This is a genomic window from Reyranella sp. (genome assembly GCF_036558665.1).
Classification (GTDB): Bacteria; Pseudomonadota; Alphaproteobacteria; order Reyranellales; family Reyranellaceae; genus Reyranella.
Genome location: NZ_DATBFE010000152.1, coordinates 1 through 11,721, shown reverse-complemented (window position 1 = coordinate 11,721; position 11,721 = coordinate 1). Strand labels below are relative to the sequence as shown.

Below are 11,721 nucleotides of genomic sequence, written 5' to 3'. Positions count from 1 at the left end.
GAACTGCTCATGATCGGGCGATTGCCCCAGACCATCCTGGGCTCGACCTCTCCCGCGAGGGCACGGATCAGGGTCCGGCCGGCACGGCGGGCCGTGTCGGCCATGTCGATGTGCGGGTAGGTGCGATAGCCGGTGATGACGGTGGCGCCGTCGATCATCGCGTCGGTCATCTGGGTATGGAAGTCGAGCGCGACCGCAATCGGCACGTCGGGAGCCACCTTGCGGATGCGGTTCAGCAGCTCTCCCTCGCCGTCGTCGTGATGCTCGGCCACCATCGCGCCATGCAGCGCCAGAAGCACGGCATCGCAGCCCTTGCCGATCTCGTCGACGATGGCCGTCGTCATCTGTTCGTAGGCCGCCTTGGTCACCAGACCCGAGGGATGGGCCGATGCCGCCATCGGCACGGTGAACTCCGCATCCGCCTTGCGCGCCACTTCGATGAAACCGCCGAGGGAGGTATTGGTGCCTTCCGCCTCGTCGATCGCGGGCTGACCGCTGAGCGCGCCGGCGCGTGCGAAGGATTCGATCGGGGTGGGCAGGGGCGAGAACGTGTTCGTCTCGTGCATCATCATCGCAACGACGAATTTCTTCTTGCCCAAGACGTCCTCCTGATATTGCCAACGGGTTGGACGGCTTAGTTAAACTTGCCGCGGCGAGGCGTCATGCCTTGCATGACGGGCGAACCTGCCTCGCGAAACCATTGTGCGTTGCAGAAAAGCAACACCGGAAACCTTACTGAATGAACGGATAAACATGTGAATTAAAGGCCCTTTCCGGCTCTTGCATTCTCTTCGCAGGTGCACCATTGTTTGGGGGCAGCAAACGCCGCCTCGGCGGCCTCTATGTTTGCTGTATGCCCGTCTTGGGCGTTTCCTCCCTAAACTTGGGCCGTGCTTGTCACGGCCCTTTTTTTGCGCGCGTCGCGTTGCCTATTCGGCGGCGAGCGGTCGTGGCGCCACCATCTCGAGGGCCTGCCGGCCGACCTCGGCCAGAAGTTCCGTCATGAGGCGCTGCACGTTTGCCGCCGTGGGCAGCTTCTCGTGCCGCGTCTCGTCCATGTAGAGCGCGCGATTGATTTCGATCTGCAGAGCATGCCGGCCGAGTGCCGGTTGGCCGTAGCGCTGGGTCGTGAAGCCACCGGCATAGGGCTGGTTGCGCAGAACCCGCAGCCCCTGCGCCGTCAGCCAACCCTCCGCGCCATCGACCAGGCTCGACCCGCAGGCCTCGCCATGATTGTCGCCGAGAACGATGTCGACACGCGGGTCGCGGTCGCGAACTCCCATACCCGAGGCCGAGGACGGCATCGAATGGGCATCGATCAGAAGGACGGCGCCGAAGAGCCTGTGGGTCTGCTCCACCAGGCGCGACAAGGCCGCGTGGTAGGGCCGCCAGCAGGTCTCGAGTCGATGCTCGATCTCGTCGGCCGGCACCCGGCCGCGATAGATCGCCTCTCCGCTGGCCGCCACGCGGGGGATCATGCCGAGCCCCGCCGCCACCCTGGTCGTGCGATGGTTGAGCGGGCGCGGCAAGGGGCCCTCGAACATCCCGGGGTCGAGCTCGTAGGGCTCGCGATTGGCATCGACGTAGCAACGGGGAAAGCGGGCCGCGAGCAGCGGCGCCCCGAGGCCGGGCGCGCCGGCGAACAGTTCGTCGACAAAGGCGTCCTCCGCCCGCCGAAGGGCGGACAGGGGCACGGCGGCGAGATTCAGGAAACGGGCCGGATAGATGTCGCCACTGTGCGGCGAGGCGACGACCACAGGCAGGACCTGGCGGTCCGGCAGCCGACAGTCGAGTGACTCATGATCGGTCGAACGCGCCGACGATTCCATCCCCGTTCATAGCGCGCACCGCACGCAACGTCACCTGTCGCGCCCTTGCCAAGGGGATGAGGTCGATGTAGACGACCGCACCCTTCGTTGAGGGGTGCCGGCGACGGGCGCGTAGCTCAGCGGTAGAGCACTGTCTTGACATGGCAGGGGTCACAGGTTCAATCCCTGTCGCGCCCACCATCGCCGAACCACAATCCCTTGAGCAAAGATTTTTTCTCCCTCTATTCCCACGATTTCGTGCGCGTGGCCTGCTGCGTTCCGCGTACCCGCGTCGCCGATGCGACCTACAACGTCGCCGAGACGCTGAAGCTTGCAGCCCTTGGCGACAAGGCTCGCGCTGCAGTCATGGTTTTTCCCGAGCTTGGACTTTCCTCGTATGCCATCGAGGATCTGCTGCTGCAGGACGCGCTGCTCGACGAGGTCGAGGCGTCGGTAGGCAAGGTCGTCGAGGCGTCGAAGACGCTGTTTCCCGTGCTGATCGTCGGCGCGCCGTTGCGGCTCGCCGGACGTCTGCACAACACTGCCGTCGTCATTCATCGCGGCAAGGTCCTCGGCGTGGTGCCCAAGACCTATCTGCCGAATTACCGCGAGTTCTACGAAAAGCGCCACTTCGTGTCGGGCGCCAATCTGATCCGGCGGGAGATCGAGCTGGCCGGCCAGGTTGCGCCGTTCGGAACCGAGCTTCTGTTTCGCGCCACCGGCATCGATCTCACCTTTCATGTCGAAATCTGCGAGGACATCTGGGTGCCGGTGCCGCCGTCGAGCCATGCGGCGCTCGCCGGTGCCGAGCTACTGGTGAACCTGTCGGCCAGCAACATCACCATCGGCAAGGCGGAGGCGCGCCAGCTCCTGTGCGGCAGCCAGTCCATGCGCGCCATCGCGGCCTATGCCTACTCCGCCGCCGGGCCCGGCGAGTCGACGACCGACCTCGCCTGGGACGGGCAGGCGGCGATCTACGAGCTCGGCGACCTGCTTGCCGAGTCGTCGCGCTTCGAGAAGGAGTCGACGATCGTCCGCGCCGACGTCGATCTCGGCCGGATCCGCCAGGAGCGTTTGCGCAACAACGGCTTCGCCGACTGCGCGCTGCAGGAGCGTGATCGCGTCTCGCCCTTCCGCTGCATCGCATTTCCTTTCGAACCACCGGCGGACAGCGTCGCGCTCGAACGCGCGATCGAGCGCTTTCCGTACGTGCCGTCCGATCCGGCCAAGCTGCGCGACAATTGCTACGAGGCCTACAACATCCAGATCCAGGGGCTGGCGCAGCGCCTGCGCTCGAGCGGCGTACAGAACGCCGTCATCGGCGTTTCCGGCGGCCTCGACTCCACGCATGCCCTGATCGTGACCTGCCGGGCGATGGATCAGCTCGGGCTCGGCCGCAGGAACGTGAAGGCCTTCACGATGCCGGGCTTCGGCACCTCCGACAAGACCTACGCCAATGCCTGGCGGTTGATGAAGGCGCTGGGGGTCACGGCGGAGGAGATCGACATCAAGCCGGCCGCCCGGCAGATGCTGGGCGACATCGGCCATCCCTTCGCCAAGGGCGAGAAGCTCTACGACGTCACCTTCGAGAACGTGCAGGCGGGTTTGCGCACCGACTACCTGTTCCGCCTGGCCAACCAGCAGCGCGGCCTTGTGGTCGGTACGGGCGACTTGTCCGAACTCGGCCTCGGCTGGTGCACCTACGGCGTGGGCGATCACATGTCCCACTACAATCCCAACGGTTCCGTCTCCAAGACGCTGATCCAGCATCTGATCCGCTTCGTCGCCGCGTCGGGCGACGTCGACAAGGAAACGGCCGCCGTCCTTCACGACATCCTCGATACCGAGATCTCGCCGGAGCTCGTGCCCGCCGGCGATGGCGGTGCCATCCAGTCGACCGAAAGCTTCGTCGGCCCCTACGCCCTGCAGGACTTCAACCTGTTCTACCTGACGCGGCTGGGATACCGACCATCGAAGATCGCCTTCCTGGCCTGGAACGCCTGGCACGATGCGGAGAAAGGGGCGTGGCCGGCCAACCTTCCGGAGGGGACGCGGCGCGCCTACAGCCTCGCGGAAATCCGGCGCTGGCTGGAGCTTTTCCTGCGGCGCTTCTTCAGCAACCAGTTCAAGCGTTCGGCGTTGCCCAATGGACCGAAGATTTCGTCGGGAGGGTCGCTCTCGCCGCGGGGTGATTGGCGGGCGCCCTCGGATGGCAGCCCCGACCTCTGGCTCGCGGAACTGAACGCCGGCGTTCCCGAGGGCTGACCGTCGGCCGCCAGTCCTCCCGACCTTCGGGCCCGCAAGGAGGAGGAGCGAGGCGATGCCGAACCTTTCCATTTCGTCAGAACAGGTCTGCTACCTGATCGTCAAGACGCGTGAATTCGATGCCCAGGACGTGAACACCGATCCCGGCGATTCGTCGAACCCGTCCGACGACAAGATGATTTCCGTCCTCGAGGACCATGCCGACAACCCCGTCGTCCAGGAGGTCCAGGCCTTCATCGACGCCTTGTCGGATGACGAGCAGGCCGACCTCATCGCGCTGATGCAGCTCGGCCGCGGCGATCGCGACATCGATGAATGGGAGGCGCTGCACAACGAGGCGGTCCGCGAATACGTCGACCGGACCGCGGCGTACCTGCTCGGCCAGCCTCTGGTGAGCGACTATCTCGAGGAAGGCCTGGCGCAGTTCGGGTTTTCGTGTGCGGAATTCGAAAGCGATCATCTCTGACTCGCTCGCGGCCAGGCCGAAGGACTTCCGCGCCTGCTGTTCTGAAAGTACAAATGGGCATCGGGTCGGGAGGACAGCCCATGCCGCTCAAGATCAGGAAGACCGTGCAGCAGATGGTCGACGAGGCCAACCGCGACATCGAGACGATTCCGGTCGCCGACGCGATCAAGCTGGTGGGACAGGCCGGCATCACCTTCATCGACATCCGCGATCCGCGCGAGCTGTGGCGCGAGGGCACGATCCCAGGCGCCATCAACGTGACGCGTGGCATGCTGGAGATGTGGATCGATCCGCAGAGCCCGTACGCCAAGGATTATTTCCAGACCGGGAACAAGTTCGTCTTTTTCTGCGCCGGCGCCTGGCGGTCGGCGCTCGCGACCAAGACGGCGCAGGACATGGGGCTGACACCGGTCGCCCATCTCGAGGGCGGCCTCGGCGCCTGGAAGAAAGCGGGCGGTCCGGTGCAGAAGGTCGAGCCCAAGCGATAGGCGGGCCATGAGTCCGGATCAGCCAGCCGCGCCCGATCTGCTCGTCCCGCAGCCGACGGAGGAGGAATTTCCGGAGTTCGTGTCGATCCCCGTCCGGGTGGCACGGAATGCCGAACTCTTTCCCGCGAAGCCGGCCGTGAAGTGCGGCGCGGCGGTGCGGAGCTGGCACGACTTCGACCGACGCATCAACAAGGTGGCGCGCACGCTCGCCGGCATGGGCCTCGGCAAGGGCGACAAGATCGCCATCCTGGCTGCCAACTCGATCGATTATCTCGAGACCTTCATGGGCGGCCTGCGCGCCGGCGCCTGCGTCGTGCCGTTGTCGACCATGGCGGCGGCCGACGCCCTCGAGAAGATGCTCGACGATTGCGACGCCAGGGTCCTGTTCCTGTCCGACCGGTATCGCGCGCTGGTCGAGCCCTACGAGGAGAAACTCGGCAAGCTCGTGCCGGGCGGCCGCATCGCCTACGATTTCGCGCGACCGGGCTGGCACGACTTCGAGCACTGGCTTGCGCCGGCCAGCGAGGTCGCCTTCGATCTGCCGCTCCATCCGCTGGACGACTTCAACATCATCTACAGCTCGGGCACGACCGGCCTGCCGAAGGGAATCCTGCACAGCCATGCGATGCGGGACATTCTTGCCGTGCGTTTCCAGGCTTTCGACTACGGTCCCGACACGATCTCGCTCGCCTCGACGCCGCTCTACTCCAACACGACGCTGGTGGCGGTGCTGGCCACGATCGGCGTGGGCGGGACCACGATCCTGATGCCGAAGTTCGACGTGGTGCAGTTCCTGGAGATCGCCGGGCGCGAGCGCGTGACGCATGCCATGCTGGTGCCGGTGCAATACCAGCGCATTCTCGCCCATCCGGAGTTCGAGAAGTACGATCTCGGCTCGTTCAAGACCAAGCTCTCGACCAGTGCGCCGTTGCGCGCGGCGGTGAAAGCCGACTGTCTCGAGCGCTGGCCGGGCCGGCTGATCGAGATCTACGGCCTCACCGAAGGCGGCGGAAGCTGCACGCTCGAGGCCAACCTTTATCCGGACAAGCTGCACACCGTGGGCAAGCCGGGCCTCGGCAGCGAGATCGTGGTGCTCGACGAGCGGGGAAGGGTGCTGCCGCAAGGCGAGGTGGGCGAGCTGGCGGGACGCGCCCAGCTCATGATGAAGGGCTACTACAAGCAGGCCGACAAGACTCGCGATCTCTTCTGGTACGACAAGGACGGCCGCCTGTTCTTCAAGTCGGGCGACATGGGCAGGATCGACGAGGACGGCTTCGTCGTCCTGCTCGACCGCAAGAAGGACATGATCATTTCCGGCGGCTTCAACGTCTATGCCGCCGACATCGAGGTCCTGCTGCTCAGGCACCCCGATATCGTCGATGCGGCGGTGATCGGCATTCCGAGCGAGCAGTGGGGCGAGTCGCCGATGGCGCTCTGCGTGCGTCGCCACGGCGCCGCGGTCTCGGAAGACGAGGTGAAAGGCTGGGCCAACGGCCAGCTCAGCAAGACACAGCGCCTGGCCGGCGTCGAGTTCCGTCAGTCGCTGCCGCGCAACACCATCGGCAAGATCATGAAGCGCGAACTGCGCGACCCCTACTGGGCCGGCCGCAACGCGAGGATCTGAGCGCCATGGCCGAACCGACGCTTCGCTCGTCCCACCTCTTCACGCTCGCCCTCGATGTCGATCCCGAAGTTGCGGATCTCGGCGAGACGCCCTACGGCCGGCGGCGGATCGCGACGGTGAAGGGCGGGACCTTCGAGGGCGAGGAACTCAAGGGAACGGTGCTGCCCTCGCCCGGCGGTGACTGGCTGCTGCAGCGGCACGACGGCATCCTGATGCTCGACGTGCGGCTCACGCTCAGGACGCACGACGATCATCTGGTCTACATGCACTATCGAGGGATGCGGCACGGGCCGGCCTGGGTGATCGAGCAGCTCAACAAGGGCGAGAAGGTCGATCCCGGCCAGTACTACTTCCGCACCACGCCGTGGTTCGAGACGTCGTCGGAGAAGTATCGTTTCCTCAACCGCATCGTCTGCGTCGCCACCGGCCGACGCGAGCCGACCGGACCGATCTACGAGGTCTTCCAGATTCTTTAGATCAACGTCCGTGACCTTCGCTCCTCCCCATCGCGGAGGCGCACGTGAATCCAACGGATGAGCGAGCCGGAGGCTCGCGGTGCGGAAGATCGCGCCATCACTATCCGGGCGCGCATGCTCATGCGGACCGCGAGTGTCTCGCTCGCTATGGCGCGATGCGCTGCCCGAATCATTTCTTCCCATCGCGGGCTCCGCGATGGGGAGAAGCGGCCATGTCAACTTCGCGAACGTCAGCCCCCCGCCGCCGCCGAAAGCGGGGCGCGCTGTAGCTCGAAGTGATAGGAGCAGGCGCGGGCGGTCCGCGTGTGCAGGTCGAGCGACAGCGCGTTGTTCTTCACGGTGCCTTCGGCGGAGCCGCCGAAGTAGTCGCCGCCGGTGGACTTGAACTCGAGGCCCGCCACACCGTTGCTCGCGAGTGTGCCGGTGACCGTGCTTGTCGGCGCACCACTGGCAAGTTCCGAAAGCTCGCCTTCGAACGCGTTACCCCTGAGCGTGAGGTTGATGGACGGGGTCTGGCACCAGGAATCGGTCTTCCCCTTGCCCCTGTAGAGCCCGTCGCTTGCCGCCGTGGTCGCAAGCGCCTCGGACGCAGGGGGCGGCGCAGACGGCATGGCGGGTGCCGCGGACGGCACTGAGGGCGCCGGCACGCTCGGCATCCCCGGGGCGGGCATGGTGCATTGCCGGCCCCTGATCGACAGATCGACGGCGTCGTATTCGCCTTTGAGCTGCCCGAGCTCGTCCTTCCTGTCCTTGGTGGCGGCCAGGCCGAAGAGCACCGGCCACAGGAGGACGAGGCCGACGGCCATCATGGCGGCGTCCGCATTGGCGTTCTCGCGCTGCAGGCCGGAGACCCGTTGCACTTCCTTGCTGAGCCGTGTCCGCTCGCCAACGAGCTGGTCGCACGTCCAGTTCTGGTAGGTGTTGGGGCTGACGTAGCGCGCCTCGATCGAGTCGGGGCTGGCGGCACAGCCCGCCTGGATGACACAGGCTGCCACGGCAAGCGGCCGTCCCAGCCAGGTCCTCCAACCGGTCCAGGCGCCGCGGCGATCCTCCGGGCAAGAACCTTCCTCGACGCGCGTTTTCTCAAGTCCATACATGACTTCTTCCCCCTCTGTTGCCGTTGGAAAATTGTCCGATGCCGATCACTGATAGGCAGCGGACCAGACACCGAGATGAATCATCGAGTCGCCATCGATCAGGGCGCCGCCCACGAGGCCGCTGCCCTTGAGGCGCAGGTCCTGGCCGCGCCCGATGGCGGGATGCGTCTCCATGTTCATCCGCCCGACCGCGCCGATCGCCCGCTGCACGGACTGGACTGCCGCCGTCGGCGAGCTGCCTGTCGAGGCAGTGGCCTCCTCGTCCATCGCATCGAGCGCGTAGCTGCGGACCAGTTTCGGCAGCAGCCGGGCCAGGAGATCCGGGCCGGCCAGAACGTCGAGGCCGGCGAACCGGCCATTGACCAGGAATGCCGCGCCGACCTGGCCCGGCACGGGCTTCAGCTCCGCCACGAACTCGTCGAGATCCTGTTGGTACCGCTCGAACAGGGCACTGGCGGCGCCGGTGTCGGAATGAACCGACATCCGCTGCGCCTTGTCCGAGACGTACTTCCAGACCCCGCGCTGGTCGCTCGTCCGGCTGTTCTGTTCGGCGAGATGGACCGAGACGGACTCGGCGTTCTTGCGGCGCAGCTTGGCGAAGATCACCCGGTCGGAGCCGCCGAAGCCACGGCCGCGCCACGACCACCGCCCCTGTTCGACGCAGGAGACCGGGATTTCCAGCTCGCTGTGGCCGGGGACGAGGATGCTGAGATTGAGGATGCGGTTCTGCTTGGCGCCGACCAGCTCCTCGCCGTCGAGCAGGAACACCTCGTACGGACCCCGATTGCGCAGCTTGAGCTGCGGAACGCTTCCGGCGTCGGAGACCTCGGTGATCTCGGTTTGTCCCCGCCGCAAAGCCTCGTCGAGCGCGAGGTAGCCTGCCGCTCCCTTCGATGGATCGAGCAGCGGCACGACGGCAAGATTTCGGAACGCCTGGGTCTTGCCGAGCGAGATCGTTGACGTGAGGTTGCTGAGTTCGGCGACGGGCAATACTTCCTCCGGGTTGCGGGCGTGCGGACCATGCCGATATGCAACCCGCGGGTGTCACAAGCGGACATCCTCGCGTATGCTTCCCCGGTACCTCGACCGGAGGCCCGATGCGTTACGAAGTCACCGACCGTGTCCTGCAGCTTGCCCTGGCGATGCAGGGTTCCCGGATCGGCCTCAGCCTCACCGACATCGAGCGCGATTTCCGGGTCAGCCGGCGCACCGCGCAGCGCATGCGCGACGCCGTGCTGCGGAACTACCCCCAGGCCGAGCACCAGGTCGACGAGGAACGCCGGCCGCGCTGGCGCATCCCGGTATCGGGCGCCGTCACGCCGGGCGCCTTGTCGGCCGAGGACATCGTCGATCTCGAAACGGCGGCGAAGCTCTTGCGCCAGCGCAATCTGCGCACCCGGGCAGCGGCGCTCGAAAACCTGGCACGCAAGCTTCGGGCGACGCTGCCGCCGACCGCCCAGGTCCGCCTCGAACCGGACATCGAGGCGCTGCTCGAGGCCGAGGGCCTCGCGATGCGGCCGGGCCCGCGGCCGGTGATCCGCAGCGAGGTGATCGACACCATCCGGATGGCCGTGAAGCAGGCGCGCGAACTGTACGTGGCCTATCGCAGCCGCCACACCAGGCGGTCATCGGGCCGGCGGCTGCACCCCTACGGCTTCCTGCTCGGCAAGCAGCACTATCTCGTCGGCATGTCGCCGGACCGGCATCCTCACGAGGCGCGGCTGTTTGCGCTGGCGCAAATCCAGCGCGTCAGCGTCCTCGACGATACATTCGTGCGCGACAAGAGTTTCTCCCTGCACAAGTTCGCCGAGCGTTCCTTCGGCGTCTTCCAGGAGCCGCCGCAGGACATCGTCTGGAAATTCTCGCCGGCGGTGGCCGACGCGGTGGTCGACTATGTCTTCCATCCGACGCAATCCATGGAGAAGCAGGCCGACGGCTCGATCATCGTCCGCTTCCATGCCGGCGGGCTGATGGAAATGTGCTGGCACCTCTACACCTGGGGCGCCGACGTCGAGGTGCTGGAGCCGGCAGAACTCAAGACTCTTATGGGACGCGCCGCCAGGCACCGCGGCTTCCGGTTCGCCGAGGCGCTATCGAGCTGATTTCAAGGCGGCCTCAGCTGCCCGACCGTGTCCGATAATGACATCCCCCGCATGCATATCTTCGGCATTGCGATGGGGGGACCACAATGGCTCGGGAGACAAGAGAACGCGCTTCGCCGGCGGAGATCCTGCCGGCGCTGACCGTCGCCATCTCGCGGTTCAGGCCGCGGTTGGCGTCGACCTCGACGCCCTGGGACCGGGCGATCGCCGAGACGCTGCGTGTCCTTGCCGAGTTGATCGCGCGCGAGGCCGATTCCGCCGGCTGAGCCGGCGCGATATTGCGTGTCGATCGAGCCTAACCGGCGATCTTCGCCAGCACCGGCAGGATGTACTCGCGGAAGCGGGCCGGGTTCTCGCTCATCGGGAAGTGGCCGACCTCCTTCATGATCTGCACCTCGACGCCCGCGATCTGTCGCGCCGTGCGCCGTGTGTCGTCGGGCGTGCAGGAGAAATCGTACTCGCCGGTCAGCAGGTAAAGCGGGCAGGTCTTCGTGTCGATGGACTTCACCTTCTCGCGCAGGTCGCCGTCGACGCGATAGAAATGGAGATCGCCCTTGAACACGCCCGGCCCGCCTTGCATGTACATCCACAGCGTCTCATGGCGATGAACCGGCGGGCTGTGCGGCGCGATCAGGCCCGAGACCAGCGCGGCGCAGACCTCGCCGCCGTGGACGTCCGGCCGATGCAGCCATGACGTGTCGTACCAGGGCTGCTGGAAGTCCGCCGCTTCGAGGGCGATCAAGGCCCGGAACTCGGCGGCGTGCGCGATCGCGAGGTTGAGCACGATGCGGCCGCCGATCGAGCAGCCCATCACCACCGGCCGGTCGAGCTCCATCGCCCGGCAGAAGGCGCGGATGGCGGCGGTGTAGCTTTCGGTCGTCAGCCGATATTGCTCGTGCTCCCAGCCGTCCGGCGGCGTCGATTTGCCGTGCCACGGCATGTCGAAGGCGAGCACGCGGAAGCGCCGCGTGATCTCGGGATCGGCCAGCAGATGCCGATACTGGCGGCCGTCGGCGCCGGCGGTGTGCAGGCAGACGAGCGGAATGCCCTGGCCGGCCTCCTCGAAGTAGAGGCGGTGGGCAACGCCCTCGATCTCGGTGCGCAGATAGCGACCGACCATGGGATCGAGCTTCGGCGCCACAGTCAGTCCGTCTCCGCCGCGCGGCGCGGCAGCGCCAGCAGGTCCTCGATGAGGAACGCCATGGGGACACTTGGTAGATGCCGTTCAGAACTCGACATTAAAAGGAGGCGGTTGACGGTATTGTCCTGGATGCCACCGGCCGGGAAAGCGCACGAAATTCGGCACTCCCTTGCGACCATGCGTGCCTTCTTGATCATAGCTTGAGCCGGCGAGTGCGCTCGGGCAAACCGGGCGTTCAGATTTGCCTCCACGTT

13 protein-coding genes and 1 tRNA gene are annotated in these 11,721 nt (G+C 66.1%); 8 read left to right on the top strand and 6 right to left on the bottom strand.

Annotation, left to right across the window (positions count from 1 at the left end):
• The coding region (locus VH499_RS21950; protein ID WP_332054898.1) for a M81 family metallopeptidase at positions 1-599 on the bottom strand (599 nt) is incomplete at its 3' end.
• A gap of 330 nt (positions 600-929) precedes the next feature.
• Positions 930-1,829, bottom strand: a complete 900-nt coding sequence (locus tag VH499_RS21945; protein WP_332054897.1) for an N-formylglutamate amidohydrolase — start codon at positions 1,827-1,829, stop codon at positions 930-932.
• Positions 1,830-1,934: 105 nt separating this feature from the next.
• Here VH499_RS21945 and VH499_RS21940 point away from each other — a divergent pair.
• The 6 genes from VH499_RS21940 (at position 1,935) to VH499_RS21915 (ending at position 7,127) form a co-directional block, all read left to right on the top strand.
• Positions 1,935-2,009 (top strand) — tRNA-Val (locus VH499_RS21940).
• 18 nt (positions 2,010-2,027) lie between these two features.
• Entirely contained in the window at positions 2,028-4,073 is a 2,046-nt protein-coding gene (locus tag VH499_RS21935; protein ID WP_332054896.1) for an NAD(+) synthase, read from the top strand.
• A gap of 55 nt (positions 4,074-4,128) precedes the next feature.
• Positions 4,129-4,539, top strand: a complete 411-nt coding sequence (locus tag VH499_RS21930; protein ID WP_332054895.1) for a DUF3775 domain-containing protein — start codon at positions 4,129-4,131, stop codon at positions 4,537-4,539.
• 80 nt (positions 4,540-4,619) lie between these two features.
• Complete coding sequence (locus VH499_RS21925) at positions 4,620-5,027, top strand: rhodanese-like domain-containing protein (RefSeq protein ID WP_332054894.1); 408 nt, start codon at positions 4,620-4,622, stop codon at positions 5,025-5,027.
• A gap of 7 nt (positions 5,028-5,034) precedes the next feature.
• On the top strand, positions 5,035-6,651 hold the full coding sequence (locus VH499_RS21920) for a class I adenylate-forming enzyme family protein (RefSeq protein ID WP_332054893.1): 1,617 nt from the start codon (positions 5,035-5,037) through the stop codon (positions 6,649-6,651).
• A 5-nt stretch (positions 6,652-6,656) separates the two neighbouring features.
• Entirely contained in the window at positions 6,657-7,127 is a 471-nt protein-coding gene (locus tag VH499_RS21915) for a DUF3237 domain-containing protein (RefSeq protein WP_332054892.1), read from the top strand.
• A 230-nt stretch (positions 7,128-7,357) separates the two neighbouring features.
• Here VH499_RS21915 and VH499_RS21910 read toward each other — a convergent pair whose 3' ends face one another.
• Both VH499_RS21910 and VH499_RS21905 read right to left on the bottom strand, forming a co-directional pair.
• Entirely contained in the window at positions 7,358-8,224 is an 867-nt protein-coding gene (locus VH499_RS21910) for a hypothetical protein (RefSeq protein WP_332054891.1), read from the bottom strand.
• A gap of 45 nt (positions 8,225-8,269) precedes the next feature.
• On the bottom strand, positions 8,270-9,214 hold the full coding sequence (locus tag VH499_RS21905; protein WP_332054890.1) for an ARPP-1 family domain-containing protein: 945 nt from the start codon (positions 9,212-9,214) through the stop codon (positions 8,270-8,272).
• A 107-nt stretch (positions 9,215-9,321) separates the two neighbouring features.
• Between VH499_RS21905 and VH499_RS21900 the strand changes: the two genes are divergently transcribed.
• Both VH499_RS21900 and VH499_RS21895 read left to right on the top strand, forming a co-directional pair.
• The gene (locus VH499_RS21900) at positions 9,322-10,326 is read left to right on the top strand and encodes a WYL domain-containing protein (RefSeq protein ID WP_332054889.1); all 1,005 of its coding nucleotides are present in this window, start codon (positions 9,322-9,324) and stop codon (positions 10,324-10,326) included.
• A gap of 86 nt (positions 10,327-10,412) precedes the next feature.
• Positions 10,413-10,592 carry a hypothetical protein gene (locus tag VH499_RS21895; protein WP_332054888.1) on the top strand — a complete coding sequence of 60 codons (180 nt, stop codon included), beginning with the start codon at positions 10,413-10,415 and terminating at the stop codon, positions 10,590-10,592.
• 29 nt (positions 10,593-10,621) lie between these two features.
• On the opposite strand, the gene VH499_RS21890 is transcribed toward VH499_RS21895, so the two are convergent.
• Together VH499_RS21890 and VH499_RS21885 are read right to left on the bottom strand one after the other, a co-directional pair.
• A complete protein-coding gene (locus VH499_RS21890) occupies positions 10,622-11,467 on the bottom strand; it encodes an alpha/beta hydrolase (protein WP_332054887.1) in 846 nt (281 codons plus the stop codon).
• A gap of 2 nt (positions 11,468-11,469) precedes the next feature.
• Positions 11,470-11,721, bottom strand: a 252-nt coding sequence (locus tag VH499_RS21885) for a hypothetical protein (protein WP_332054886.1), incomplete at its 5' end; no start/stop codon positions are given.

What these genes read in the sequence shown, in the direction of transcription:
- VH499_RS21945 (WP_332054897.1), bottom strand. Translation starts at nt 1,829, where the DNA reads ATGGAATCGTCGGCGCGTTCGACCGATCATGAGTCACTCGACTGTCGG.
- VH499_RS21930 (WP_332054895.1), top strand. Translation starts at nt 4,129, where the DNA reads ATGCCGAACCTTTCCATTTCGTCAGAACAGGTCTGCTACCTGATCGTC.
- VH499_RS21925 (WP_332054894.1), top strand. Translation starts at nt 4,620, where the DNA reads ATGCCGCTCAAGATCAGGAAGACCGTGCAGCAGATGGTCGACGAGGCC.
- VH499_RS21920 (WP_332054893.1), top strand. Translation starts at nt 5,035, where the DNA reads ATGAGTCCGGATCAGCCAGCCGCGCCCGATCTGCTCGTCCCGCAGCCG.
- VH499_RS21915 (WP_332054892.1), top strand. Translation starts at nt 6,657, where the DNA reads ATGGCCGAACCGACGCTTCGCTCGTCCCACCTCTTCACGCTCGCCCTC.
- VH499_RS21910 (WP_332054891.1), bottom strand. Translation starts at nt 8,224, where the DNA reads ATGTATGGACTTGAGAAAACGCGCGTCGAGGAAGGTTCTTGCCCGGAG.
- VH499_RS21900 (WP_332054889.1), top strand. Translation starts at nt 9,322, where the DNA reads ATGCGTTACGAAGTCACCGACCGTGTCCTGCAGCTTGCCCTGGCGATG.
- VH499_RS21895 (WP_332054888.1), top strand. Translation starts at nt 10,413, where the DNA reads ATGGCTCGGGAGACAAGAGAACGCGCTTCGCCGGCGGAGATCCTGCCG.